Source organism: Rahnella sp. 2050 (assembly GCF_040544515.1).
GTDB lineage: Bacteria > Pseudomonadota > Gammaproteobacteria > Enterobacterales > Enterobacteriaceae > Rahnella > Rahnella aceris.
Genome location: NZ_JBEPKE010000005.1, coordinates 43,820 through 69,247, shown reverse-complemented (window position 1 = coordinate 69,247; position 25,428 = coordinate 43,820). Strand labels below are relative to the sequence as shown.

Sequence of the window (25,428 nt, the reverse complement as noted above, 5' to 3'; positions counted from 1 at the left end):
TTTAGAGATGACTGAGAAACCGATGCAGTACCCGATTAATGAGATGTTCGAAACCCTGCAAGGGGAAGGCTATTTTACCGGCGTGCCGGCGATTTTCGTTCGCCTGCAAGGCTGTCCTGTGGGTTGCAGCTGGTGCGATACCAAACACACCTGGGATAAAATTGCCGATCGGGAAGTCGATATGCAGCGCATTCTGGTCAAAACTGAAGAGAGTGATGCCTGGGGTAACGCCACCTCAGAACAACTGCTCGAGGTTATCGCGCAGCAAGGTTACACCGCGCGTCACGTGGTGATCACCGGCGGCGAGCCATGCATTTACGATCTGACTGAACTGACGTCATTGCTGGAAAAGAGCGGCTTCAGTTGCCAGATTGAAACCAGCGGCACGCACGAAGTCCGTTGCTCGGTGAATACCTGGGTGACGGTTTCCCCGAAAGTGAATATGCGTGGCGGTTACGACATTCTGCCGCAGGCACTGAAACGGGCCGATGAAGTGAAACATCCGGTGGCGCGTCAGCGTGATATCGACGCTCTGGATGCCCTGCTGGAAACCCTGACTGACAGCAAAGCGCGGATTATTGCCCTGCAGCCAATCAGTCAAAAAGAAGAAGCCACCAGACTGTGCATTGCGACCTGCATTGCAAGAAACTGGCGGCTTTCAATGCAGACACATAAGTATCTCAACATTGCATAAGAGATATGCTGAGTTAACCTTTATATACGCAACCTGCGGTGCAGGTTTCTTTCACGCGCACGGCGCTGAGCAGTGGCAGCTTAGGTTTCATCTCGTTCCAGATCCACGCGGCCAGCACTTCGCTGGTCGGGTTTTCTAAGCCCGGAATGTCGTTCAGATTATAGTGATCGAGACGATCCAGAGTCGGATTAAACGCAGCTTTCAGTTCGGCGAAATCCATCACCCAGCCGGTATGCGGATCCACTTCACCGGTGATTTCTAAACGGACGGTGAAAGAGTGGCCGTGCAACCGTCCGCACTTATGCCCTGCGGGCACATGCGGTAAATGGTGGGCGGCTTCAAACTGAAAATCTTTAAATAATGTGGTGGTCATGAGGCATGTCTCGTTGCTCGAAAAAACGCGGCATAGTACCGGAATACCGGCTTACGTGCCATGACTTAACTGCGCTTTTCTTCACCAAATCCTGACTTTTACTCTCTTTACTCCGCCCGCATTGCTGGCATACAGTGAGCCGGTAGAAACTAACTTGTTGAGATAGTGAATGATTACTGTGCTTCGTTGCGCTGTTCTGGCGTTGTTGTTCTCGGCTGGTGTTCAGGCAGAGACCACTGCCACCCCTCAGCAGTCCGTCCCCGCTGCGGCTAAACCGGTTCAACCCGCGGTTAAAGCCTCTCCGGTTGCCAAAACTCCGGTCAGTAAAGCACCTCTGGTTTTCCCACCGGGATCCGGTGTGATGCATATTGCACTGGCACCGGGTAAAAAGCCGCTGGAAGTTTTCACCTACCAACCGGCCGGTGCAGATGAGACTACGCCGGTGGTTATGGTGATGACCGGCGTGGACCGTAACGCCGCGACTTACCGCAATGACTGGATGACCGTTGCTGATCAGTATCATCTGCGCGTGGTCGTGCCGCATTTCAGTGAGCAGGATTTCCCCGGCGCCGCTGGCTATAACCTCGGTAATCTGACCGACAGCAAAACCCATCACCGTTTGCCGAAATCGCAGTGGGCGTTCAGCATGGTCGATAACTTGTTTACGACGCTGCAAAAGCAGGGCGTCACCAGCCAGAAACAATACTATTTATTTGGAAACAGCGCGGGTTGCCAGTTTGTACACCGCATGCTGACGCTGTTGCCTGAGCCGAATGTGAAAGCCGCGGTCTGTGCGGCGGCAGGCTGGTGGACATTACCGGATACCGATCAGCGCTGGCCTTACGGTTTACGCGAAGCGCCGGTGGCGGTCAGCCAGCAGCAACTGAATGATTACTTTGCCAAACCGGTGCTGATTGCCGTGGGGGCTGAAGACGACGATCCGGAAAACCGCCTGCTGCGCAAATCCAAGCAGGCGATGGCGCAGGGGACAAACCGTCTGGAGCGCGCCGAGAGTTATTTCACCACCTCCCAGCAACGCGCTGAACAGAACAACACACCGTTTAACTGGCACTTTATGGACCTGTCAGATGTCGGCCACAGTGGCAGTAAAATGTCAGTATTTGCCGCCGGACAGTTCGCCTGGTTTGAACAGCACAACGCTTTTCATCTTTAAAATCGTCACGCTTAGCTGAGTACTGAAAAATATTCATCACCCCGCTCCGGCGGGGTTTTTCTTTATGTATCCGGCACTTTGCAAAGAGCCTGCTCGCAGTGAGGTAAATTTTTTAGCGATTTCAGTAGGATAAAAATCATGCCTTACCACTTTTTCAGATAGACCTTACCTCTAAATCCTCTTAGTCATTTTGGTTATTTATTATTTCCATCACTTCTTTAATTGTTATTATCCTGCTCGTTAACCTACATCCTCTGAAAGGTTTTTCCCGCGCGAACATATACTGTAAAAAGCGCCGGAGGCCGGATTGATGACTTGCTTTTGCATAAGGGAATTCGTACCGCGATGACGACTCAGGCTCCTCCAACTTCACTGCTCCCGCTGACCCCCGAGCAAATGGCCCGCCTTCAATCGGCGATTGGTGATTACTCACCGACTCAGATGGCCTGGCTGTCAGGGTATTTCTGGGGCATGGTTAATCAGCAACCGGGTGCGGTGGCAGCTTCTGCTCCGGTACAGAATGCCGCGTCAGTCACTCTGATTTCCGCCTCGCAAACGGGTAACGCCCGCCGTGTTGCCGAGCAACTGCGTGATGACCTGATCGCCGCGAAAATTAACGTCAATCTGGTGAATGCCGGTGACTATAAATTCAAACAAATTGGTCAGGAAAAGCTGTTGCTGATCGTGGCCTCCACGCAAGGCGAAGGCGAACAGGCTGAAGAAGCCGTCGCGTTGCACAAATTCCTGCAATCCAAAAAAGCCCCGCAAATGAAAGACACGGCTTTTGCGGTGTTTGCGCTGGGTGATACCTCTTACGAATTCTTCTGTCAGGCAGGTAAAGATTTCGATACCCGTCTGGGCGAGCTGGGGGCAGAACGCCTGTTAGACCGCGTTGATGCTGATGTGGAATATAAAGAAGCCGCCGAAAACTGGCGTAAGCGTATTGTCGATGTGCTGAAACAGCGCGTACCGGCTGACACCGGGGCGCAGGCGGCTCCGACGCTGGCAGGCAGTGTGAATCAGGTCGACAGCAGCCCTTACACCAAAGAAGCGCCGCTGACCGCGACACTTTCCGTTAACCAGAAAATTACCGGCCGCGATTCTGATAAAGACGTGCGTCATCTGGAAATCGAACTCGGTGATTCCGGCCTGCGTTACCAGCCGGGCGATGCGCTGGGGATCTGGTTTGAAAACGATCCGCAACTGGTGCAGGAAATCGTTGAACTGCTGTGGCTGAAAGGCGATGAAATTGTCGAGGTGAACGACAAAAAACTGTCGCTTTCAGAAGCGCTGCAACATCACATCGAACTGACCCAAAACACCACGCCGATTATCGAAAAATATGCCGCGCTGTGCCGCGATGAACACCTGACCGGTCTGCTGGCTGACAAGCCTGCGCTGCAGCAATACGCCCAGACCGTGCCGTTTGCTGACATGGTACGCCGCGCACCGACTGAGCTGGATGCCCAGCAACTGGTGGATTTACTGCGTCCGCTGACGCCGCGCCTGTATTCGATTGCCTCCTCGCAGGCTGAAACTGAAACAGAAGTCCATATTACTGTTGGCGTGGTGCGTTATGACATCGATGGTCGTCCGCGCTCTGGTGGCGCGTCCGGCTTCCTGGCCGATCGTCTGGAAGAAGACGGTGAAGTGAAAGTCTTCATCGAGCATAACGACAACTTCCGTCTGCCAGCGAATCCGGAGACGCCGGTCATTATGATAGGGCCCGGTACCGGCATTGCGCCATTCCGCGCCTTCATTCAGCAGCGTGATAACGACGGCGCCACCGGCAAAAACTGGCTGTTCTTCGGCAACCCGCACTTTACCGATGATTTCCTGTATCAGGTCGAGTGGCAGCGTTACGTGAAAGACGGCTTGCTGACCAATATCTCTCTGGCATGGTCACGGGATCAGGCTGAAAAAGTGTATGTACAGGACAAACTGCGCGAGCAGGGCGCTGAAGTCTGGCAATGGTTGCAGGAAGGCGCACACGTGTATGTCTGCGGCGATGCTAACCGTATGGCGAAAGATGTAGAACAGGCGTTACTGGAAATCATCGCCGAATACGGCGTGATGGATCTGGAAACTGCCGACGAATATCTCAGTGAATTACGCCTTGATCGCCGTTATCAGCGCGACGTCTACTAACGAATCAGAGCAATGAGCGAAAACCTTATGAGCAATAAGTTGTGGAGTGAACTCAATCCCGGTCCGGGCCCGCTGATCGTCGATGCCCCGCTGGCTGACGCCGAACGCCTGAAGAAGGAAAGCAATTTCCTGCGCGGCACCATCACAGAAGATTTAAAAGACGGCCTGACCGGCGGCTTCAACGGTGACAACTTCCTGTTGATCCGCTTCCACGGCATGTATCAGCAGGACGACCGTGATATCCGTGCTGAACGTGCGGAACAAAAGCTGGAGCCGCGTCACGCCATGATGTTGCGTTGCCGCTTGCCGGGCGGGGTGATGACCCCTGCCCAGTGGCTGGGCATCGACAAATTTGCTGAAGACAGCACGCTGTATGGCAGCATCCGTATTACCAACCGTCAGACCTTCCAGTTCCACGGCATCCTGAAACCGAACGTCAAACCGGTGCATCAGTTGCTGAACAAACTTGGTCTGGATGCACTGGCGACCGCCAACGACGTTAACCGTAACGTGTTGTGTACCTCGAATCCGGTGGAATCTGAACTGCATCAGGAAGCGTATCAGTGGGCGAAGAAAATCTCCGAGCACCTGCTGCCGCGCACCCGCGCTTACGCCGAAGTGTGGCTGGATCAGGAAAAAGTCGAAACCACCGATGAAGAGCCGATTCTGGGGGCGACCTATCTGCCACGTAAGTTCAAAACCACCGTGGTGATCCCACCGCAAAATGACGTGGATCTTCACGCCAACGACCTGAACTTTGTGGCGATTGCCGATAACGGCAAACTGGTCGGCTTCAACGTGCTGGTCGGCGGCGGGCTTTCTATCGCCCACGGTGATAAAGCCACTTTCGCACGAACTGCCAGCGAGCTGGGCTTTATTCCGCTGGAGAACACGCTGGCCGTCGCCGAAGCCGTGGTGACTACGCAGCGCGACTGGGGTAACCGTACCAACCGTAAAAACGCCAAAACCAAATACACGCTGGAACGCGTCGGCGTGCCGGTATTCAAAGCCGAAGTTGAAAAACGTGCAGGCATTCAGTTTGGTGATATTCGTCCTTACGAATTCACCGGTCGCGGCGATCGCATCGGCTGGGTAAAGGGCATCGACAAACAATGGCATCTGACACTGTTTATCGAAAATGGCCGTATTCTTGATTATCCGGGCAAACCGCTGAAAACCGGACTGGCAGAAATTGCTAAGATCCATAAAGGTGATTTCAGGCTTACTGCTAACCAGAACCTGATCGTGGCCGGTGTCGCGGAAAAAGACAAAGACGCGATCGAAACCCTGGCGCGTAATCATGGCCTGATTGACGACGGCGTCACCGAGCAACGTAAAAACTCGATGGCCTGCGTGTCGTATCCGACCTGCCCGCTGGCGATGGCGGAAGCGGAACGTTTCCTGCCTGAGTTTGTGACCAAAGTAGAAGGCATCATGCACGGCCACGGCGTAGGCGATGAACACATCGTGCTGCGTGTGACCGGTTGTCCGAACGGCTGCGGTCGTGCGCTGCTGGCCGAAATTGGTCTGGTGGGGAAAGCGATGAACCGCTACAACCTGCACCTTGGCGGTAACCGCGCCGGAACACGTATTCCGCGCATGTACCGTGAAAACATTTCTGATGCTGAGATCCTGAGTATCATTGACGAACTGGTCGGACGCTGGTCGAAAGAGCGCGAAACCGGTGAAGGCTTTGGCGACTTTGTGATCCGCGCAGGGATCATTAAGCCCGTGCTGGATCCGGCACGTGACTTTTATGATTAAGAGCGATAACCGACAGGAGGCGATATGAGTTTGCTGAACCTTACTCTGGCTGAACTGAATGAACTGCCGAAGTCCGGACAATCCATGGCGCTGGCGGAAATTAACGTCAGCCTCGAAAAATTGTCCGCGCAGGAGCGTGTGCAATGGGCGCTGGAAAATATGCCTGGTGAATTCGCGCTGTCTTCCAGCTTCGGCATTCAGGCGGCGGTCTGTCTGCACTTAGTCACACAGCAGAAACCGGACATTCCGGTGATCCTGACCGATACCGGCTATCTGTTCCCGGAAACCTATCAGTTCATCGATACGTTAACCGAACAGCTGAACCTGAATTTACAGGTATTCCGTGCTGAACATTCGGCAGCCTGGCAGGAAGCGCGTTACGGCAAACTGTGGGAGCAGGGCGTCGAGGGCATCGAGAAATATAATCACATCAATAAAGTCGAGCCGATGAATCGGGCGATTCAGACGCTCGGCGTGCAGACCTGGTTTGCCGGTCTGCGTCGTGAGCAATCCGGCAGCCGTGCGCATCTGCCGGTGCTGGCGGTGCAACGTGGTGTGTTTAAAATCCTGCCGATTATCGACTGGGATAACCGTCAGATCTTCCGTTATCTGCAAGACAACGGCCTGAGCTATCACCCGCTGTGGGATCAGGGCTATCTTTCCGTCGGTGACACACACACCACGAAAAAATGGGAAGAAGGGATGAAGGAAGAAGACACGCGATTTTTTGGACTGAAACGCGAATGCGGCCTCCATGAATAAATCCCCGTCATACTTCGGGTTGCAGATGCGTTGGCTGCGCGCTCTTACCCCGGTCACATAGTAATCTATGCTCCCGGGGATGCGTTCACTTGCCGCCTTCCTGCAATCCGAATTATTTAGGGGATTCCTGTAATTAACGTCTCAACTCCCCATATTTAATCAGGCGTGTTTCGCCGGTTTCGCCAGATCCTTCAGCAGCGGGAATAACACTTTCACCGTATCCCGTGAGCGTTTTTCAATGCGTCCCGGCAGCGCTTTATCCAGATACTGCAGATTATCGAACTGGCTCTGATAACGCGTGGTACCCAGCGGGAAGTGGCTGGTGATCGCGCGTTGCTGGAGGCCGTCTTTCTTACCCAGCGCATAGTTAGTCGCCGTCACGTTCAGCAGCGGCAGCCGTGCGTCATCCAGCGCTTTTATGCCATCGCAGCAATGTACGCCTTCGTGGCTTTCTGCCGGAATACCCAGACTGTGCGCAATATTCAGCGCCCGTACGCGGGTGAGTTTCGCCACGGCCACGGAAGTATTCGCGCCGCTGTTGAAATACAACCGGTCACCGGTGATCAGCGAATTCAGGTTGATTACCAGCAGCGTATTTTTCTTCTCTTCAGCACTCATGCGGTTCACAAAGTCTTCAGCGCCTTTAGCACCGGTTTCTTCCGCGCTCAGCGCCACGAAACGCAAGCTGTAGTGCGTCGGGATGGCCTGCATGCGTTCGGCCAGCTCAAGCATCACACCGACGCCGGAAGCGTTGTCATCGACCCCCTGCAGCGTCAGGCCGCCGAGATTATGGTTGGTATCACTGTCACTTTGCGGCACATAGGTATCGAAATGCGCCATCACGATGATTTGCTGCGGCACTTCTCCTGCACGTGCGGCAATCACCGACGTGGCGTGAATATTTTGCCAGTTCTTTTTGCCCGCATTGCTGGTGTAAAGATAGCGGGTATCGAAGCCACGTAAATCGCTCGTATATCCTAATTTATTGAACTGCTGATTCAGATAATCCGCGGCGATCAGTTCTGCCGGGCTGCCGGCCATGCGTCCGGGAAAATAGGTGGCGATATGGCGAATTTGCTGACTGGCGATCATCCCCACTGGCGGAAGCGAGGCGGACGCCGCCATCGCATGACCCATACAGACACAGCTCAGGCTCAGCGCCAGCAGCGTCCGCTTCATGCGTAAAAAAGAAAACATAGCCAAAAATCCTTATTTGCTGGTCAATATGACCGGAAGGCAATCAAACAACAGGCCGCGTGTGGCGGTCTTTCTGGGGCGTACAGTATGCGATTGTCTGTGCGATTAGACAATTTCCCGTTATCCCAAACCGCTCTTTTTGCCGGGCTATATTCCATTTAGTAACTAATCATTCCTTTTCGTCATTTCAGATCAATTATTGCCTGCACGTATAGTTTGTTTATTAACTCTGACAATCATTAAAGGCTTTTGTGGACTATCTACCAATATTTGCCGACCTCAAACAACGCCCTGTGCTGGTCGTGGGAGGTGGCGAAGTCGCTGCTCGCAAAATTGATCTCCTCCTGCGGGCAGGTGCGCAAGTACGGATAGTCGCACAGGCACTTTCTCCCGAGCTGGAACAACGCAGACAGGCCGCAGAAGTTAGCTGGTCGGCAAAGGCATTTCTGCCGGAACAGCTCGATGACGTGTTTCTGGTGATTGCCGCCACCGACGACGCTGCGCTAAATGCTGAGGTTTTTGAACAGGCCAACCGCCGTCATGTTCTGGCTAACGTGGTTGACGATCAGCCGAAGTGCTCGTTCATTTTCCCTTCGATTGTCGACCGTTCGCCGATTGTGGTCGCGATTTCTTCCAGCGGTAAAGCGCCGGTACTCGCCAGAATGTTGCGCGAGAAGCTGGAAACTCTACTGCCGGGCAGCCTGGGGCAAATGGCCGATATCGCCGGACGCTGGCGCGACAATGTGAAAGCACAGTTCAGTTCAATGCGTGCGCGTCGCCGTTTCTGGGAACAACTGTTTGCCGGACGCTTTGCCAGCCTCGCTTCTGCGGGAAAGCTCGCAGAAGCAGAACAGGCGCTGCAACAGCAGTTAGAAAACGCGGAAGACATCTCGCATAGCGGGAATGTCACGCTGGTCGGTGCCGGGCCGGGTGATGCAGGATTGCTCACCCTTCGCGGGCTGCAGGTGATGCAGCAGGCCGATGTCGTGCTTTACGACTATCTGGTCAGCGAAGACGTGCTGGATTTAGTGCGCCGCGATGCGGACAAAATTTGTGTGGGTAAACGTGCGGGCAGCCATTCTGTCGCGCAGGAAGACACTAACCGTCTGCTGGTCGAACTGGCGCAGCAGGGGAAAAAAGTCGTGCGCCTCAAAGGCGGTGATCCGTTTATTTTCGGACGCGGCGGCGAAGAATTACAGGCGGTGCAGGCGGCAGGCATTCCTTTCCAGGTGGTGCCGGGTGTTACCGCGGCTGCCGGTGCGACAGCCTATGCAGGTATTCCGCTGACGCACCGCGATTACGCGCAGAGTGTGATATTCGTGACCGGGCATTGCCGTCCGGAAAACAACGGCGTGCAGTGGGAGACCCTCGCGAAAGGCCAGCAGACATTGGCGATTTATATGGGCACGCTTAAAGCTGCCGAAATCAGCCAGCAACTGATCGCTCATGGTCGCGCAGCGCATACGCCCGTTGCGGTCATCGGACGGGGAACGCGTTCTGATCAGCAGGTGCTGACCGGAACACTCGATAATCTTGAACATCTGGCTCAGCAGGCGCCGGCGCCGGCGTTACTGGTGATTGGTGAAGTGGTATCTCTTCATCAGCAACTGGCCTGGTTTGGGCATCATCCTGAGACTGACGGCACCCAACGCCCGTCGGTTGTGAATTTGGCTTAAAGGATCTGTTATGGACGAAAAACGACTGACTCATTTGCGGCAACTGGAGGCGGAGAGTATCCATATCATCCGTGAAGTGGCTGCTGAATTCGCCAACCCGGTGATGATGTACTCCATCGGGAAAGATTCCTCGGTGATGTTGCATCTGGCGCGCAAAGCTTTCTTCCCGGGCACCTTGCCGTTCCCGCTGCTGCATGTGGATACCGGCTGGAAATTCCGCGAAATGTACGACTTCCGTGACCGCACGGCGAAGAATTACGGTTTTGAGCTGCTGGTGCATAAAAACCCGGAAGGCGTGGCAATGGGCATCAACCCGTTTGTGCACGGCAGTGCCAAACATACTGACATCATGAAAACTGAAGGTCTGAAGCAGGCGCTGAATAAATATGGCTTTGATGCCGCTTTCGGCGGTGCACGCCGTGACGAAGAAAAATCCCGTGCCAAAGAGCGTATCTATTCGTTCCGTGACCGCTTCCACCGCTGGGATCCAAAAAACCAGCGTCCTGAACTGTGGCACAATTACAACGGCCAGATTAACAAAGGCGAAAGCATCCGCGTGTTCCCGCTGTCTAACTGGACTGAGCTGGATATCTGGCAGTACATCTATCTGGAAAATATCGAAATCGTTCCGTTGTATCTGGCCGCACCGCGTCCGGTGCTGGAGCGCGACGGTATGCTGCTGATGGTTGATGATGATCGTATTGATCTGCAACCGGGCGAAGTGATCGAGAAGAAAATGGTGCGTTTCCGCACATTAGGCTGCTGGCCGTTGACCGGTGCTGTTGAATCTGAGGCACAAACGTTGCCGGAGATCATCGAAGAGATGCTGGTATCGACCACCAGTGAACGTCAGGGACGCGCGATCGACCGTGATCAGGCCGGTTCGATGGAACTGAAAAAGCGTCAAGGATACTTCTGAGGAGCCGCAGCTAATGAATAACGCAATTGCACAACAAATCGCGGAGCAGGGTGGCGTTGAAGCTTACCTGCACGCTCAGCAACACAAAAGCCTGCTGCGCTTTCTGACCTGCGGCAGCGTCGATGACGGCAAAAGCACCCTGATCGGGCGCCTGCTGCATGACACCCGTCAGATCTACGAAGATCAGCTGTCTTCTCTGCATAACGACAGTAAACGTCACGGCACCCAGGGCGAGAAACTGGATCTGGCACTGCTGGTGGATGGCTTACAGGCCGAACGCGAACAGGGCATTACTATCGATGTGGCTTACCGTTATTTCTCTACCGAGAAACGTAAGTTCATCATTGCGGACACGCCGGGGCACGAACAGTACACCCGCAATATGGCGACCGGTGCATCGACCTGTGATCTGGCGATTCTGTTGATCGACGCCCGTAAAGGTGTGCTGGATCAAACCCGTCGCCACAGCTTTATTGCGACCTTGCTCGGGATCCGTCATCTGGTGGTGGCCGTCAACAAAATGGATCTGGTGGATTACAGCGAAGCGGTATTCGAGCAGTTTAAACAGGATTATCTGGATTTCGCGCAGCAACTGCCGACCGATCTGGACATCAAATTTGTGCCGCTTTCCGCGCTGGAAGGCGACAACGTTGCCACATCAAGCGATAAAATGAACTGGTACACCGGCCCGACGTTGCTCGACGTGCTGGAAACGGTAAACATTATTAACATTCGTGAACAGCAACCGATGCGCTTCCCGGTGCAGTACGTTAACCGCCCGAATCTTGATTTCCGTGGCTATGCGGGAACGCTGGCATCCGGTTCTGTCCGTGTCGGTCAGAAGGTGAAAGTATTGCCATCCGGTGTGGAATCTACCGTGGCACGCATTGTGACCTTTGACGGTGATTTGCAGGAAGCCTGGGCGGGCGACGCGATTACGCTGGTGCTGGCCGATGAGCGTGATATCAGCCGTGGCGACACGCTGGTCGATGCTGAAGAAACGGTTAAACCGGTACAAAATGCCAAAGTCGACGTGGTGTGGATGGCGGAACAGCCACTGAGCGTCGGGCAGAGTTACGACATCAAAGTCGGCGGCAAGAAAGCCCGTGCGCGTGTGGAAAATATCGAATATCAGGTGGAAATTAACTCGCTGACGCAGCGTGTGGTAGAAAACCTGCCACTGAATGGTATCGGACTGGTGGAACTGGCCTTCGACGAACCACTGGTGCTGGATAACTATCAGAGCAACGCGGTGACCGGCGGCATGATCTTTATCGATCGGCTGACCAACGTTACCGTGGGTGCTGGTCTGGTACGTGAAGCCATTGAACAGGTATATCAGGAATCGGATAAATACAGCGCATTTGAGCTGGAACTGAACAGCCTGGTTCGACGTCACTTCCCGCATTGGGGTGCGCGTGACCTGCTGGGTGGCAAATAAGATGGCGTCACAAGACAGCACTTTTTTAAAAGATGAGAATGTTGTCTGGCATCCGCACACGGTGACTCGTGCGGATCGCGAAAAGCAACATGGCCATCGTGGTGCGGTGCTGTGGTTCACCGGGCTTTCTGGCTCGGGGAAATCCACAGTGGCCGGTGCGCTTGAACAGGCGCTGTATGCGCAGGGCGTCAGCACTTATCTGCTCGATGGCGATAATGTCCGTCACGGACTGTGCCGTGATCTGGGCTTCACCGACGACGACCGGCGTGAAAACATCCGTCGCGTAGGTGAAGTGGCGAAACTGATGGTGGATGCAGGGCAGGTCGTGCTGACGGCGTTCATTTCACCTCACCGCGCCGAGCGTGAAATGGTGCGTGATTTGCTGGAAGACGGTCAGTTTATTGAAGTGTTTGTGGATACGCCGCTGGCTATCTGTGAGGCTCGTGATCCGAAAGGTTTGTATAAAAAAGCCCGTGCGGGTGAACTGAAAAACTTCACCGGTATTGACTCAGAATATCAGCCACCGGAAACCCCGGATGTGCATCTTGATGGTGAACAATTGGTAACACAATTGGTGCCTCAATTATTAGAAGTGATGCGCCAGCGCGCTATTATCAATCCCTGAATGTTGCCGGCCAAACGTCACAGAGCGTGCCGGTTTACACTGAAATACAGGGATCATCTATGCAGGCGTTATTTAGCAGACTTGTCAGTCGGAACCGCGTGGATCGCACCGGGGAAATTACCCCCCGGACACGCGTGCCGATACCGGAAACCGACAGTGCAGACACCGAAGATCCTTCCTACTCCATGCAGGGCGGATTCATCGGGTTTGTCTTCTACTGGCTGGCGTTCGCGATCCCTTTTCTGGTTTATGGTTCCAACACCCTGTTTTTCCTGCTCTACACCTGGCCGTTCTTCTTGGCGCTGATGCCCGTTTCCGTCCTGATAGGCATTGCGTTCAGCACGTTCTTTGGCGGTGGCTGGTTTAAAACCTCTCTGGCCAGCGCGGTCTGCGTTATCGGCATGTTCTGGACAGTCTTCTCTTTCCTGTCTGGCTGGTGACTTTTCCTGGCGGTTTTCCCTGCAAATTCCCTTCACGATGTAACCCATTGTGTCATTCTCACCCTTAATTGCGTGCGTAAGTCTGATTCTCACCGGCTTTACCACTGCCACAGTGGAGTCAGAGGGAAAGTTGTGGGATGATTGTCCAGCTTTTTTAGGGGGCGGGGATGGGCAAACTAACACTGCTATTACTGATTTTACTTGGCTGGCTACAGTATTCGCTGTGGCTGGGTAAGAATGGTATTCACGATTATGTACGTGTAAACGATGACGTTCAGGTGCAACAAGTTAATAACGGCAAACTGAAATCACGTAATGATCAACTTTTCGCAGAAATCGACGATTTAAACGGCGGTCAGGAAGCGATCGAAGAACGCGCACGCAATGAACTGGGCATGATTAAACCCGGCGAGACTTTTTATCGTCTGGTGCCTGACAACAAACGTGCGCCTGGTAGCACCGTTTCGCAAAACAACCTGAATCAATAGCCATGAGCCATATCGCAGTTTCCCTTCCAGAGGTTATTGCCGTGTTACCGGCTGCCGGCATTGGCAGCCGTATGCAGGCAGAATGCCCCAAGCAATATCTTTCTATTGGCGGTAAGACGCTGATAGAACACTCAATTTTCGCTTTGCTGCAAAGCGGCAAAGTCAGTCAGGTTATCGTGGCATTAAGCCCGCAGGATACGCAATTCGAACAACTTCCCATTGCCCGTGATCCGCGTATTCGCGTGGTTGCAGGCGGTGCGGAACGTGCTGAGTCGGTGATGGCCGGGCTGGATGTTGCCGGAGACAGCGGCTGGGTGTTGGTACATGATGCCGCGCGCCCGTGTCTGCATCCTGACGATCTCCATAATCTGCTGGCGATTGCCACCACCAGTAAAGTGGGCGGGATCCTTGCCGCCCCCGTGCGCGACACGATGAAGCGTGGTGAACCGGGCATTACAGCGATTGCACATACGGTCGATCGTCAGGACCTGTGGCATGCACTGACGCCGCAATTTTTCCCGCTCGAATTACTGAAAACCTGCCTGCGCCGTGCACTCAATGAAGGTGCGGTGGTCACAGATGAAGCCTCGGCAATGGAATATTGCGGTTTTCATCCTATGCTGATCCCGGCACGGGCCGATAATATTAAAGTCACGAGGCCAGAAGATCTGGCCCTGGCTGAATTCTATTTAACCCGCTTATCCCAGGAGGAGAACGCATAATGCGTATCGGTCACGGTTTTGATGTACATAAATTTGGCGGCGAAGGCCCGCTGGTGATCGGTGGTGTGCGTATCCCTTATCCGCAGGGTTTACTGGCGCATTCAGATGGTGATGTTGCCCTGCACGCGGCTACGGACGCACTGCTTGGTGCCGCTGCGCTGGGAGATATAGGTAAACTTTTCCCGGACACTGACCCGGCATTCAAAGGTGCTGACAGCCGCGAACTGCTGCGCGAAGCCTGGCGCCGTATCCGTGCAAAAGGCTACAAGCTGGGCAATCTGGATATCACGATCATCGCACAGGCACCGAAAATGGCTCCGCACATCCCGCAGATGCGCGTGTTTCTGGCAGAAGATCTGCAATGTCATATGGATGACGTCAACGTGAAAGCCACGACAACCGAACAGCTGGGCTTTACTGGCCGTGGCGAAGGTATTGCCTGCGAAGCCGTTGCTCTGCTGATTAAGGAATGATGTTGTGGAAGATTACCGCATGATAGATATGTCCCGTCTCACCTGGTTGCTGGGCGAGCCTGTTGCCACCGGCCTGCTGAAAGCCAATCCCGAAGACTTTATTGTCGAAGAGGATCTGGGTTTTGAGCCGGATGGCGAAGGTGAACATCTGTTGGTGCGGATCCGCAAAAATGGCTGTAACACGCAGTTTGTCGCGGAACAACTGGCGCGATTTGCCAAAGTGCATCCGCGCGATGTCAGTTATGCCGGTCTCAAAGACCGCCATGCCGTTACCGAACAATGGTTTTGCCTGCATCTGCCGGGCAAGACTGATCCCGATTTAAGCCAGTTTGATCTCGAAGGCTGCGAAGTTGTCCGCGCCTCACGCCATCGCAAAAAGATGCGTATCGGTACGCTGAAAGGCAACGCGTTTACGCTGGTGCTGCGTCAGGTAAGCGATATGGCTGATGTCGAGGCGCGTCTGGAAAAAATCACCCAACAGGGCGTACCGAACTATTTCGGCACTCAGCGTTTTGGCCGTGGTGGCAATAATCTGGTGCAGGCGAAACGCTGGGCAACCAATGAAGCCCGTCCGAAAGAACGCGCGAAGCGCAGTTTTTATCTTTCCGCCAGCCGTAGTGCGATGTTCAATATCGTCGCCAGCCAGCGTCTGGCCGATGGCACCGTACGTCAGCCGATGCTGGGCGATGCCCTGCAACTGAATGGCCGTGGCAGTTGGTTTGTGGCGAAAGCCGAAGAGTTCGAATCGCTGCTACCGCGCGTTGAAAACGGTGAATTGCTGGTAACCGCACCGTTGCCGGGAGATGGCCCGCTGGGCACACTCGAAGACGCTGAAGCCTATGAGCTGGCCTGTCTGAATGGTCAGGAGGATTTACTGTCGCTGCTTAACCGTGAGAGGGTCGAACCGGCACGTCGTGCCATCATGCTGCAACCTTTGCAGATGCAATGGCAGCGCTGGGATGATGTTACTCTGGAACTCAAATTCTGGTTACCGGCCGGCAGTTATGCCACCAGCGTGGTGCGTGAACTGATGAATCTGGATGAAAGTGATGCGGATATTACTGAGTAACGACGACGGCGTACTGGCTCCGGGTATACAGGCGCTGGCGTCAGCACTGCGTGAATTTGCTGACGTGACGCTGGTGGCCCCTGATCGTAACCGTAGCGGCGCATCTAATGCGTTGACGCTGGACGGCCCGTTGCGTATTCAGTCTTACCCTAACGGGGATACCGCCGTAATTAACGGTACGCCGACCGATTGTGTGTATCTTGGCGTGAATACGCTGATGCGCCCTAAGCCAGATATAGTGGTCTCTGGCATCAATGCGGGGCCGAATCTGGGTGACGACGTCATCTATTCCGGTACGGTCGCCGCCGCGATGGAAGGCCGCCATCTGGGCTTTCCCGCGCTGGCGGTCTCACTGGACGGCCATCAGCATTATGACACGGCGGCGATCATCACCTGTCGGATCCTCAGGGCTCTGGCGCGTGAGCCTTTGCGTACTGGCAAAATTCTGAATATTAACGTCCCGGATTTGCCACTTTCGCAGATCAAGGGGATCAAGGTGACGCGTTGCGGTAGCCGTCATCCGGCCGAGCAAGTATTTTGTCAGCAGGACCCGCGTGGTCAGGACTTGTACTGGATTGGCCCACCGGGGGATAAATTTGATGTCGCACCTGATACTGATTTTGCTGCTGTCGCGCAAGGTTATGTTTCAGTGACGCCACTTCAGGTGGATTTAACCGCCTATGCGGCTCAGGATGTCGTGGTCTCATGGTTGGAAAAGGCCGGGGTGAGCGCGAATGGTGAATAAACCGATGTACAACCTGCTGGAACAACTTCGCCAGCAGGGCATTCATGATGAAAAACTGTTGCATGCCATAGAGTCTGTGCCGCGTGAGCGTTTCGTGGATGAGGCATTTCAGCATAAAGCTTACGAAAACACTGCGTTGCCTATTGGCTCCGGTCAGACCATTTCTCAGCCTTATACCGTGGCGAGAATGACCGAGCTGCTGCGCCTTGAGCCCACTTCACGCGTGCTGGAAATTGGCACCGGGTCAGGCTATCAGACTGCGATTCTGGCACATCTGGTTGAACATGTTTTCTCGGTTGAGCGCATCAAAGGGTTGCAGTGGCAGGCCAAAAGACGCCTCAAGCAACTCGATTTGCATAATGTCTCCACCCGTCATGGTGACGGCTGGCAGGGCTGGCCTTCGCGTGGCCCGTTCGATGCCATTATTGTCACTGCTGCACCTCCTGAAATACCTCAAGATCTACTGCAACAACTCGATGATGGCGGCGTATTAATTCTGCCCGTGGGCGAAGAAAATCAAACATTGCAACGGGTCACACGACGTGGTGACGAGTTTGTTGCAGAGACTATCGAAGCCGTTCGTTTTGTCCCGCTGGTGAAAGGCGAGCTCGCCTGAAACCGGTGATAAGCCGATCCCTGCAGGACTAACCTCTTAAAATTTAAATACAACTGTTATATGGTGCTGTACTGGCGATGTTGATAGCATCCACTACAGTTTTTTATGGCACAGCGGCATTTGGGCAAAGTCCTGAATGAGCATGTTGCCTGCCCGCACCGTGTCTGATGACACGAAAAGCGCCAGCTGGCGCGGTGTGCGAGGTTAAAGAGATATTCTGAGATTGCCGTAACGGGGGAAATATGAGCACGGGAAGCCCAATAAAAACACTAAGCCGCATTGTAATGTGTACTTTTATCAGTGCCTGGATGGCGGGATGTACGAACAATTCAACGACATCTGCACCCATCAGCAGCGTTAATGGCGGCGGTGGCAGTGGCAATAGTAGTCAGAATACTCTGAATTCCACTCCGCAAATGGCGCCTGCTGTCGGCCCTGGCGGACACATTGTGTACAACCGCAGCTATAACTCAATCCCTAAGGGAAGTTACAGTGGCAGCACCTATCAGGTGAAGCGTGGCGACACTCTGTTTTATATTGCATGGATCACGGGCAATGACTTCCGCGACCTGGCCGCGCGCAATAATATCCCAGAGCCATACAGCCTCGAAGTTGGCCAGACAATCCAGATAAATAACGTCTCTTCCGCAGCAAGTACCGGGGGTGCGATAGCGGTCACAGATGCCACAAATGGCGGTGTTCCGAAAGTTCCAACCGGGGGCATGCTCACAGGTTCTGTGGTTGCATCTCAACCAACTACCACGTATTCTGATTCTTCTGGTAAACAGAATGTAGGCAAGATGTTGCCTTCATCAGGTGCAGTTACTACCACCACAACACCTGTTGCTGTAGCCAGCACTCCCGTCGCCACATCTACAAATAATGGCGGTCCGGTTTCCTCCTGGAAATGGCCGACTGACGGGAAAATTATCGATAATTTCTCAGCTTCTGAAGGGGGAAATAAGGGGATCGATATTGCTGGTTCGCGTGGACAGTCTGTCGTAGCAACCGCCTCGGGGCGTGTGGTCTACGCCGGTAATGCTCTTCGCGGTTACGGTAATCTGATCATCATCAAACACAATGATGATTACCTGAGCGCCTATGCACATAACGATACAATGCTGGTCCGGGAACAACAAGAAGTGCAGGCGGGTCAAAAAATAGCGACTATGGGTAGCACCGGAACCAGTTCAGTAAGATTGCATTTTGAAATTCGTTACAAGGGGAAATCCGTAAACCCGCTGCGTTATCTTCCGCAGCGATAAATCGGGGCAGAGCATCGATTCTGCCCTCGGGACCACGGGTAGGAGCAGCTTATGAGTCAGAATACGCTGAAAGTTAACGAGTTACATGATGATGTAGATTTCGATGAGAACAGCGCTGAAGCCTTTGACGAGAAAGCAATAGTCGAAGAGACTGCCTACAACGATGCTGAAGAAGAATTGTTGTCGCAGACTGTAAGCCAACGAGTGCTGGATGCCACTCAACTGTACCTCGGTGAAATCGGTTATTCCCCTCTGCTTACCGCAGAAGAGGAAGTTTATTTCGCACGACGCGCGCTGCGGGGAGATGTTCCTTCCCGCCGCCGTATGATTGAAAGTAATCTGCGTTTGGTGGTTAAAATTGCCCGCCGCTACAGTAACCGCGGTCTGGCACTGCTGGATTTGATCGAGGAAGGTAACCTCGGTCTGATCCGTGCGGTTGAAAAATTCGACCCTGAGCGCGGCTTCCGTTTCTCTACCTATGCAACATGGTGGATCCGTCAGACAATCGAACGGGCGATTATGAATCAAACCCGTACTATTCGTCTGCCGATTCATATCGTTAAAGAACTGAACGTTTACCTGCGTACCGCACGTGAACTTGCACATAAACTGGACCATGAACCGAGCGCTGAAGAGATTGCTGAGCAACTCGACAAACCGGTACATGACGTCAGCCGTATGTTGCGCCTGAATGAACGCATCACTTCTGTAGACACCCCATTGGGTGGTGACTCAGAGAAAGCGTTGTTAGATATTCTGGCGGATGAAAAAGACAACGGCCCGGAAGACACCACACAAGACGACGATATGAAACAGAGTATCGTGAAGTGGTTATTCGAGTTGAATGCAAAACAGCGTGAAGTGCTGGCGCGTCGTTTTGGCCTGTTAGGCTATGAAGCGGCAACGCTGGAAGATGTGGGCCGCGAAATTGGTCTGACACGTGAACGTGTTCGTCAGATTCAGGTAGAAGGTTTGCGTCGCCTGCGTGAAATCCTGCAGGGGCAAGGACTGAGTATCGAAGCACTTTTCCGTGAGTAAATAACTCACAGGCAATTGCCACAATATGCAGCATCCAATAAAAACGGTGGGTTAATCCCCACCGTTTTTTTATGCATCCGGTTCAGTTCAGCGGACGTTTACACCATATCTTTCAGACGATAGATCCATTCCAGCGCCTGACGTGGCGATAAAGAATCTGCATCCAGTGACTCCAGTGCCTCAACTGCCGGAGACACTTCTTCGGTCAGTAAAGCCAGTTGCGGACCGTCAACTTTGCTGGCGGCAGCGTTGTTCGACAACGTTTCCAGCTCTTTCAGTTTCTGACGGGCGCGCTTAATCACATCACGTGGCACACCAGCCAGTGCGGCAACGGCCAGACCATAACTCTTGCTGGCGGCGCCATCCTGTACGCTGTGCATAAACGCGATAGTGTCGCCGTGTTCGATAGCATCCAGATGCACGTTGACGGTGCCTTCCATTTTTTCCGGCAGGGTGGTCAGCTCGAAATAATGGGTGGCGAACAATGTCATGGCTTTAATACGGCTGGCGAGGTTTTCCGCACATGCCCATGCCAGCGACAAACCATCGTACGTTGATGTCCCGCGCCCGATTTCATCCATCAGCACCAGGCTGTTTTCCGTCGCGTTATGCAGGATATTGGCAGTTTCAGTCATTTCCACCATAAAGGTTGAACGTCCGGAAGCCAGATCGTCCGCGGCACCGACACGGGTGAAGATGCGATCCACCGGCCCGATGACAGCGGCTTCCGCCGGCACATAGCTGCCGATATGCGCCATCAGAACAATCAGTGCTGCCTGGCGCATATAGGTACTTTTACCGCCCATGTTCGGACCGGTGATAATAAGCATCCGTCGCGCCGGGGACATGTTCAGCGGGTTAGAAATAAACGGTTCACTTAGCACCTGCTCAACCACCGGATGGCGACCGCCGGTAATATTAATGCCTGGTTTTTCACTCATGGTCGGACAGGCGTAATTCAGTGTGTACGCGCGTTCCGCCAGATTACTCAGCACATCCAGTTCGGCCAGTGCACTGGCGCTTTGCTGTAATGCAGACAGGTGCGGCATCAGCAAATCGAACAACTCTTCGTACAGCGCCTTTTCCAGAGACAAGGCTTTGCCTTTGGAGGTCAGCACCTTGTCTTCGTACTCTTTGAGTTCAGGAATAATGTAGCGCTCGGCATTTTTCAGCGTCTGGCGACGGACGTAATGAATCGGCACCAGATGGCTCTGACCGCGGCTGACCTGAATGTAATATCCATGAACGCCGTTAAAGCCGACTTTCAGCGTATCCAGCCCCAGCTTTTCGCGTTCGCGGATTTCTAAGCGGTCGAGATAGTCCGTCGCGCCGTCTGCCAGTGCGCGCCACTCATCCAGCTCAGCATTGTAACCCGGCGCGATAACGCCACCGTCACGCACCAGAACCGGCGGGCTTTCGATCACTGCGCGTTCGAGCAGTTCTACCAGTTCAGTGAATTCACCGGTTTGCTCAACCAGCGTTTTTACATGAGCGGCTTCGGTTTCCTGCAAAATTCCACGGATTTCCGGCAGTTGCTGCATCGCATGGCGCATTCGGGCCAGGTCACGCGGACGTGCGCTGCGCAGTGCCAGACGTGCCAGAATACGCTCGAGGTCGCCGACCTGACGCAGCACCGGCTGTAAATCGGCGGTGATATCCTGTAACGCACCAATCGCCTGCTGACGATGCGTCAGCAGTTTGATATCGCGGCTCGGCATGTGGATCCAGCGTTTGAGCATACGGCTGCCCATCGGCGTCACCGCCTGATCCAGCACTGCCGCCAGCGTGTTCTCTACACCACCTGCCAGGTTTTGCGTCAGCTCCAGATTACGGCGCGTGGCCGCATCCATAATAATCCCATCCTGCTGGCGCTCCATGGTGACGCCACGGATATGCGGCAGGGCGGTGCGCTGGGTATCTTTAACGTATTGCAGCAGACAACCGGCAGCACGCAGCGCCTGAGCAGCCTGCTCAACGCCGAAGCCGCTCAGATCGCGGGTACCGAATTGCAGATTAAGCTGCTGTTTCGCGGTTTCCAGCTCGAATTCCCACATCGGACGGCGGCGCAGGCCACGGCGGGAGGAAATCAGCGACATGGCTTCAAAGCTTTCCGGATACAGCAATTCCGCCGGATTTGTGCGCTGTAATTCGGCTGCCATGGTTTCCAGATCGTCAGGCTGTGCGACGCGGAAACGGCCGGAACTGATATCCAGCGTGGCATAACCAAACCCGCGCCCGTCCTGCCAGATAGCCGCCAGCAGGTTATCATGACGCTCGCTCAGCAACGCTTCGTCACTGACGGTGCCCGGCGTGACGATGCGTACCACTTTGCGTTCAACCGGCCCTTTACTTAGGGCCGGGTCGCCAATTTGTTCAGCAATCGCGACGGATTCCCCTAGCTGGACCAGTTTCGCCAGATAACCTTCTACCGCATGATAAGGCACGCCCGCCATCGGGATCGGCTCACCGGCAGAAGCGCCGCGTTTGGTCAGGGAGATATCCATCAGCTGAGATGCGCGTTTCGCATCGTCATAAAACAGTTCGTAAAAGTCACCCATGCGATAGAACAGCAGAACTTCCGGGTTCTCAGCTTTCAGACGCAGATACTGCTGCATCATTGGTGTGTGGGCATCCAGGTTTACATTATTTGTCATAGACTTAATCTTTTTAATCCATTTTTCGACGCGATGGGTTTAAGGATTTTTTCTGTTGCGTATCTTAGCCCAGCGGGCAAGAAGCTGTCACAACTAAAAATGGAAAGCATCGCGCAAACCAGACATGTAACACCCCCTTCGTTTGCAGAGCGTAAAGGTCAGGGGATTTGAACATGTTGCAACGGGCGTAATAATAGAGTTTTTATTTTTTTGAGAATAATAATAAGGGGGTGATAATAATAAAAAACGTGCCGTTATATTAATGGGTTAGTTGTTCGTAATATTATTAATAATAAGTATATAAAATGAATTAAGTGTGGATATGAATGTTTTACTCCTCTGCTAGGGTGATGGCTGTTCCCGGATGACCTTATTAATACGGGATTTTCCACGCTATTTATCCATCTTTGCGGAGAAGTATTATGCAATTGCAATTTAAATTAAACATGATCAACGATGCCTGGTATCCCACTCTCGATTTGAATGAGATTAAATCAACGTCTGGCGGCGCGGTTGATATTAAAGAAAAGTTAGTGATCGTATTTTCAGCACCCGGAAAAATAACTGCCGGTGATATTAATGTCGAAACCAATCCGTGGAAACCGCTCGGCACGAAAGTGGAATCCACGGAAGTTGGCGGCGGGATTTTTGATGTCAAAGTGACGATTGAGCCGACCGATGGACAGCCTGTGGGCGATGCCATTCAGAAAATTCATATGGGGCTGAACGTCTCCTCTGCGGATTCGCCTGCCTGGTCTGATTTCCGCGAAACCTTTGCGCTGGCCGCTGATGAAGAACCGGGTGTTACCGGTGAATTGTCGGTCAGTTGTCCGCCGTTGCCTGCCGGGCTGACAAATGCCGCACTCGAACTGCGTCTGGTGCGCGGCGATAAAACATTGCGCGTTTTGCCAGAGTTTGGTCACGTCTCTAAATTTTCCGTCAATGCGGGGAATTACAGTGTCTTTGCAGCAGAATTAAGCACGGAAGACGGTACTGTCCGCGTACCTGTCAATCTCGGACAGACAGAAATCACCATTGATAAAGGCCGTACCACCTCGCTGGCCGTCACTTTCGGCGCTGTGGATCGCAGTACGACCATTGATGTGGCACTGAATTTCTCAGGCATTGCCGGTTTGCGCGATGAAGAGCTGACGCTGATTTGCAGCGAGAACGGCACAGATAAACTGAGCCTGCCAGTACGCTCCGGCCAGCAATATCGTCTGGAACATTTACCTGCTACCGGCCGCTTTGAAATCCGTATTGCCGATTTACGTCTGAACAATATTCATTATCTGTTTGATGATTACGACGGTCAGTTCGACGGCCAGTATCACAGTATTAACTTCACTCAGGCGCAGGTCAGCCAGCGTGGTGATTCACAGCCAAATGCTGCGAAGCTGACGGTCAGTGTGAAAGCGGAAAGCGCGGTCAGTAAATCCATTTCCCTGCGACTGACAGACAATTCCGCCACACCTCGTCATTACCGCTTCGATGCGATTGCCGCGCAAAATGGCAGCATTGAGCAGCCGGTTCTGGTTGTGCCGGGTTCTTATACCGTGGTCTCGGGAACCTTTATTCACAACGGCATCGTACATTACGTGGATGTCAGCCCTCAGCCGTTACTGGTCAGCGCGAATGCACCGGCACAGCTGAATGTGACGATTGTGAAAGGGGCGAATCTGCACGTGAAAGGTTTCCCTGAGTTCCTCACCTTTGGTGCCTGCGCCAATATGGTGCCGACTAACGTGGATGATTTTGCCGCGGCGCGTGTCTCTTCAATTTTCAAATATTCCGGTGATGACGGCATGGGCGATGCGGGCGATTATCTGTCACCGTCTAAAGAACCGACGCTGCAAATTATTAAAATGGCACGGGACGTCTCCGCCAAACTGAATGAACCCGTGTTGCCGCTGATGGTGTCTTACACCTGTAACTTATCATTGGGTGACGTGCCGAATATTATTGCTGATCCGGTACGCCATAAATTCAGTTTCGCCAACTTTATTCAGTCGTTGCAAATGGCGCAATCCCAGCAGGATGCGGAACATCCGGTACCAGCCGGGTATATTGTGAATCCGGATTATCTCGGCGAATGCCAGAAATACGGTTTCCTGCCAACGTATGAAATTCCGGTTCGTCAGCCTCTGAGCGAAGCACTTGCCCACCACAATGTGAATGTGCAGATTCCGGCAGGCATCACCAATACCCTGAAAGGCTATATCCGGGCGGTAAACTGGCTGACGCGCGTGGTTGCGCCAGACGTCGTACTCGGCTGGCAGGTCAACCTGTGGGGAGTGGCAGGTTCGCAGTGGATTTATAAAGATTTCGTCTACGATGATGTTTTTGATGCCGCTGACGGGCAACATAAAAAAATGACGGTTGATCCGTTCACTGCGGGCAGACTGACGGCGCAATATGCCTTGCTGGTCGGCGTGTTTGATGACATCGAATATATCCGTGCAGACGGTTCTCCTGACGTGGCGAAGGGCGCTGATTTTATGGCCGCTGACCGTTATGAGGCTGATGACTTCACTATCCGTTCATATGCCAATGGTTATTGTTATTCGCCATACGAATGGGAGCGTACGTTCGATTTCTGCGCATCCTTAAGTCGCCACCTGCGTCAACCGGTTCTGCCATGGCAGATCCCGGCCAGCCATCTGCCAACTTCCGCAGATGAGGTTAATGCTGATTTCAACACCCAGAACTGGGGCAGCGGCGGCAGCTACCTGATGGGGCATTCCGAAATTGGTGCCTCGGTGGATGCCATCCATGAACGCCTTCTGCCGCTGAAATTCGATGCCGCTTATGCCTCAATGATGGGCCACGACACCCGGGAACTGTTCTCCCGGCATTCATGGGATCTTTCCACACCTAAGTATCTGGATTTCCCGTCACGCGGTATTTTCCATGTCCACCTGGGCGGCGGAGCGACGACCGGGGTGATCAGCGGCGTGGGTGATGCCAGCAGCTGGATGCGCAACAAGCTGAAAGCTTATCGTGATAATCCGGTGAAATTTGAGGAAAGCAGTACGCTTAAATCAGGCAGCCAGTGGCGTTCCAAGACGCCGTCGGTGAAATAATTACGCAGTATTTTTAACACGTGCGGGTCCGTTACAGCGGGCCCGTCACTTAGAATTTTTGT

22 protein-coding genes are annotated in these 25,428 nt (G+C 53.5%); 19 read left to right on the top strand and 3 right to left on the bottom strand.

What is annotated here, in order from left to right; translation table 11 throughout:
* Positions 1-22 precede the first annotated feature (22 nt).
* A complete protein-coding gene (queE, locus tag ABIC79_RS18350) occupies positions 23-694 on the top strand; it encodes a 7-carboxy-7-deazaguanine synthase QueE (RefSeq protein WP_013574000.1) in 672 nt (223 codons plus the stop codon).
* 13 nt (positions 695-707) lie between these two features.
* On the opposite strand, the gene queD is transcribed toward queE, so the two are convergent.
* Entirely contained in the window at positions 708-1,067 is a 360-nt protein-coding gene (gene queD / locus ABIC79_RS18345; protein WP_013574001.1) for a 6-carboxytetrahydropterin synthase QueD, read from the bottom strand.
* 169 nt (positions 1,068-1,236) lie between these two features.
* Here queD and ABIC79_RS18340 point away from each other — a divergent pair, with 169 nt between their 5' ends.
* The 4 genes from ABIC79_RS18340 to ABIC79_RS18325 all read left to right on the top strand — a co-directional run bounded on the left by ABIC79_RS18340 (position 1,237) and on the right by ABIC79_RS18325 (position 6,915).
* Positions 1,237-2,241, top strand: a complete 1,005-nt coding sequence (locus ABIC79_RS18340; protein ID WP_119261244.1) for an alpha/beta hydrolase-fold protein — start codon at positions 1,237-1,239, stop codon at positions 2,239-2,241.
* Between the two features lie 345 nt (positions 2,242-2,586).
* A complete protein-coding gene (cysJ, locus tag ABIC79_RS18335) occupies positions 2,587-4,389 on the top strand; it encodes an NADPH-dependent assimilatory sulfite reductase flavoprotein subunit (protein ID WP_119261245.1) in 1,803 nt (600 codons plus the stop codon).
* 27 nt (positions 4,390-4,416) lie between these two features.
* Entirely contained in the window at positions 4,417-6,153 is a 1,737-nt protein-coding gene (gene cysI / locus ABIC79_RS18330) for an assimilatory sulfite reductase (NADPH) hemoprotein subunit (protein WP_354568234.1), read from the top strand.
* Positions 6,154-6,177: 24 nt separating this feature from the next.
* A complete protein-coding gene (locus ABIC79_RS18325; RefSeq protein WP_013574005.1) occupies positions 6,178-6,915 on the top strand; it encodes a phosphoadenylyl-sulfate reductase in 738 nt (245 codons plus the stop codon).
* 159 nt (positions 6,916-7,074) lie between these two features.
* Here the strand turns inward: ABIC79_RS18325 and ABIC79_RS18320 are convergent, their stop codons facing one another.
* Positions 7,075-8,112: an aminopeptidase gene (locus tag ABIC79_RS18320; protein WP_354568047.1), complete on the bottom strand. Its 1,038-nt coding sequence runs from the start codon at positions 8,110-8,112 to the stop codon at positions 7,075-7,077.
* A gap of 251 nt (positions 8,113-8,363) precedes the next feature.
* Here ABIC79_RS18320 and cysG point away from each other — a divergent pair, with 251 nt between their 5' ends.
* From cysG to rpoS, 13 genes are all read left to right on the top strand, one after another.
* A complete protein-coding gene (gene cysG, locus ABIC79_RS18315; protein ID WP_354568045.1) occupies positions 8,364-9,788 on the top strand; it encodes a siroheme synthase CysG in 1,425 nt (474 codons plus the stop codon).
* A gap of 10 nt (positions 9,789-9,798) precedes the next feature.
* Positions 9,799-10,707, top strand: coding sequence for a sulfate adenylyltransferase subunit CysD (gene cysD / locus ABIC79_RS18310; RefSeq protein ID WP_013574008.1), 909 nt, complete (start codon positions 9,799-9,801; stop codon positions 10,705-10,707).
* A 13-nt stretch (positions 10,708-10,720) separates the two neighbouring features.
* Positions 10,721-12,148, top strand: a complete 1,428-nt coding sequence (gene cysN, locus ABIC79_RS18305) for a sulfate adenylyltransferase subunit CysN (RefSeq protein ID WP_112152124.1) — start codon at positions 10,721-10,723, stop codon at positions 12,146-12,148.
* A 1-nt stretch (position 12,149) separates the two neighbouring features.
* On the top strand, positions 12,150-12,773 hold the full coding sequence (gene cysC / locus ABIC79_RS18300) for an adenylyl-sulfate kinase (protein ID WP_013574010.1): 624 nt from the start codon (positions 12,150-12,152) through the stop codon (positions 12,771-12,773).
* 59 nt (positions 12,774-12,832) lie between these two features.
* Complete coding sequence (locus ABIC79_RS18295) at positions 12,833-13,213, top strand: DUF3561 family protein (RefSeq protein ID WP_013574011.1); 381 nt, start codon at positions 12,833-12,835, stop codon at positions 13,211-13,213.
* A gap of 167 nt (positions 13,214-13,380) precedes the next feature.
* Complete coding sequence (gene ftsB / locus ABIC79_RS18290) at positions 13,381-13,701, top strand: cell division protein FtsB (RefSeq protein WP_013574012.1); 321 nt, start codon at positions 13,381-13,383, stop codon at positions 13,699-13,701.
* Positions 13,702-13,703: 2 nt separating this feature from the next.
* Entirely contained in the window at positions 13,704-14,423 is a 720-nt protein-coding gene (gene ispD / locus ABIC79_RS18285; protein WP_354568041.1) for a 2-C-methyl-D-erythritol 4-phosphate cytidylyltransferase, read from the top strand.
* The gene (ispF, locus tag ABIC79_RS18280) at positions 14,423-14,896 is read left to right on the top strand and encodes a 2-C-methyl-D-erythritol 2,4-cyclodiphosphate synthase (RefSeq protein ID WP_013574014.1); all 474 of its coding nucleotides are present in this window, start codon (positions 14,423-14,425) and stop codon (positions 14,894-14,896) included. Before ispD ends, ispF begins: the two co-directional genes overlap by 1 nt.
* Before the next feature lie 22 nt (positions 14,897-14,918).
* Positions 14,919-15,965, top strand: a complete 1,047-nt coding sequence (truD, locus tag ABIC79_RS18275; RefSeq protein ID WP_162906091.1) for a tRNA pseudouridine(13) synthase TruD — start codon at positions 14,919-14,921, stop codon at positions 15,963-15,965.
* Positions 15,946-16,710, top strand: a complete 765-nt coding sequence (surE, locus tag ABIC79_RS18270; protein WP_013574016.1) for a 5'/3'-nucleotidase SurE — start codon at positions 15,946-15,948, stop codon at positions 16,708-16,710. Before truD ends, surE begins: the two co-directional genes overlap by 20 nt.
* Complete coding sequence (locus ABIC79_RS18265; protein ID WP_037034145.1) at positions 16,700-17,326, top strand: protein-L-isoaspartate(D-aspartate) O-methyltransferase; 627 nt, start codon at positions 16,700-16,702, stop codon at positions 17,324-17,326. The genes surE and ABIC79_RS18265 overlap by 11 nt, the downstream gene beginning before the upstream one ends.
* A gap of 242 nt (positions 17,327-17,568) precedes the next feature.
* Positions 17,569-18,591 carry a murein hydrolase activator NlpD gene (gene nlpD / locus ABIC79_RS18260; protein ID WP_013574018.1) on the top strand — a complete coding sequence of 341 codons (1,023 nt, stop codon included), beginning with the start codon at positions 17,569-17,571 and terminating at the stop codon, positions 18,589-18,591.
* 51 nt (positions 18,592-18,642) lie between these two features.
* Positions 18,643-19,629, top strand: coding sequence for an RNA polymerase sigma factor RpoS (gene rpoS / locus ABIC79_RS18255; protein ID WP_126124620.1), 987 nt, complete (start codon positions 18,643-18,645; stop codon positions 19,627-19,629).
* 98 nt (positions 19,630-19,727) lie between these two features.
* On the opposite strand, the gene mutS is transcribed toward rpoS, so the two are convergent.
* Positions 19,728-22,283, bottom strand: coding sequence for a DNA mismatch repair protein MutS (gene mutS / locus ABIC79_RS18250; RefSeq protein WP_112152126.1), 2,556 nt, complete (start codon positions 22,281-22,283; stop codon positions 19,728-19,730).
* Between the two features lie 422 nt (positions 22,284-22,705).
* Between mutS and ABIC79_RS18245 the strand changes: the two genes are divergently transcribed.
* A complete protein-coding gene (locus tag ABIC79_RS18245; RefSeq protein ID WP_354568037.1) occupies positions 22,706-25,366 on the top strand; it encodes a hypothetical protein in 2,661 nt (886 codons plus the stop codon).
* The last annotated feature ends 62 nt before the right edge of the window (positions 25,367-25,428 follow it).

Excerpts from the sequence above, each read along its gene's own strand:
- ABIC79_RS18320 (WP_354568047.1), bottom strand. The coding sequence starts at position 8,112 with ATGTTTTCTTTTTTACGCATGAAGCGGACGCTGCTGGCGCTGAGCCTG.
- cysI (WP_354568234.1), top strand. The coding sequence starts at position 4,417 with ATGAGCAATAAGTTGTGGAGTGAACTCAATCCCGGTCCGGGCCCGCTG.
- ABIC79_RS18325 (WP_013574005.1), top strand. The coding sequence starts at position 6,178 with ATGAGTTTGCTGAACCTTACTCTGGCTGAACTGAATGAACTGCCGAAG.
- cysC (WP_013574010.1), top strand. The coding sequence starts at position 12,150 with ATGGCGTCACAAGACAGCACTTTTTTAAAAGATGAGAATGTTGTCTGG.
- cysN (WP_112152124.1), top strand. The coding sequence starts at position 10,721 with ATGAATAACGCAATTGCACAACAAATCGCGGAGCAGGGTGGCGTTGAA.
- cysJ (WP_119261245.1), top strand. The coding sequence starts at position 2,587 with ATGACGACTCAGGCTCCTCCAACTTCACTGCTCCCGCTGACCCCCGAG.
- surE (WP_013574016.1), top strand. The coding sequence starts at position 15,946 with ATGCGGATATTACTGAGTAACGACGACGGCGTACTGGCTCCGGGTATA.
- queD (WP_013574001.1), bottom strand. The coding sequence starts at position 1,067 with ATGACCACCACATTATTTAAAGATTTTCAGTTTGAAGCCGCCCACCAT.
- rpoS (WP_126124620.1), top strand. The coding sequence starts at position 18,643 with ATGAGTCAGAATACGCTGAAAGTTAACGAGTTACATGATGATGTAGAT.
- mutS (WP_112152126.1), bottom strand. The coding sequence starts at position 22,283 with ATGACAAATAATGTAAACCTGGATGCCCACACACCAATGATGCAGCAG.
- ABIC79_RS18295 (WP_013574011.1), top strand. The coding sequence starts at position 12,833 with ATGCAGGCGTTATTTAGCAGACTTGTCAGTCGGAACCGCGTGGATCGC.
- ispF (WP_013574014.1), top strand. The coding sequence starts at position 14,423 with ATGCGTATCGGTCACGGTTTTGATGTACATAAATTTGGCGGCGAAGGC.
- nlpD (WP_013574018.1), top strand. The coding sequence starts at position 17,569 with ATGAGCACGGGAAGCCCAATAAAAACACTAAGCCGCATTGTAATGTGT.
- ispD (WP_354568041.1), top strand. The coding sequence starts at position 13,704 with ATGAGCCATATCGCAGTTTCCCTTCCAGAGGTTATTGCCGTGTTACCG.
- ABIC79_RS18245 (WP_354568037.1), top strand. The coding sequence starts at position 22,706 with ATGCAATTGCAATTTAAATTAAACATGATCAACGATGCCTGGTATCCC.
- ABIC79_RS18265 (WP_037034145.1), top strand. The coding sequence starts at position 16,700 with ATGGTGAATAAACCGATGTACAACCTGCTGGAACAACTTCGCCAGCAG.
- ABIC79_RS18340 (WP_119261244.1), top strand. The coding sequence starts at position 1,237 with ATGATTACTGTGCTTCGTTGCGCTGTTCTGGCGTTGTTGTTCTCGGCT.
- queE (WP_013574000.1), top strand. The coding sequence starts at position 23 with ATGCAGTACCCGATTAATGAGATGTTCGAAACCCTGCAAGGGGAAGGC.
- ftsB (WP_013574012.1), top strand. The coding sequence starts at position 13,381 with ATGGGCAAACTAACACTGCTATTACTGATTTTACTTGGCTGGCTACAG.
- cysD (WP_013574008.1), top strand. The coding sequence starts at position 9,799 with ATGGACGAAAAACGACTGACTCATTTGCGGCAACTGGAGGCGGAGAGT.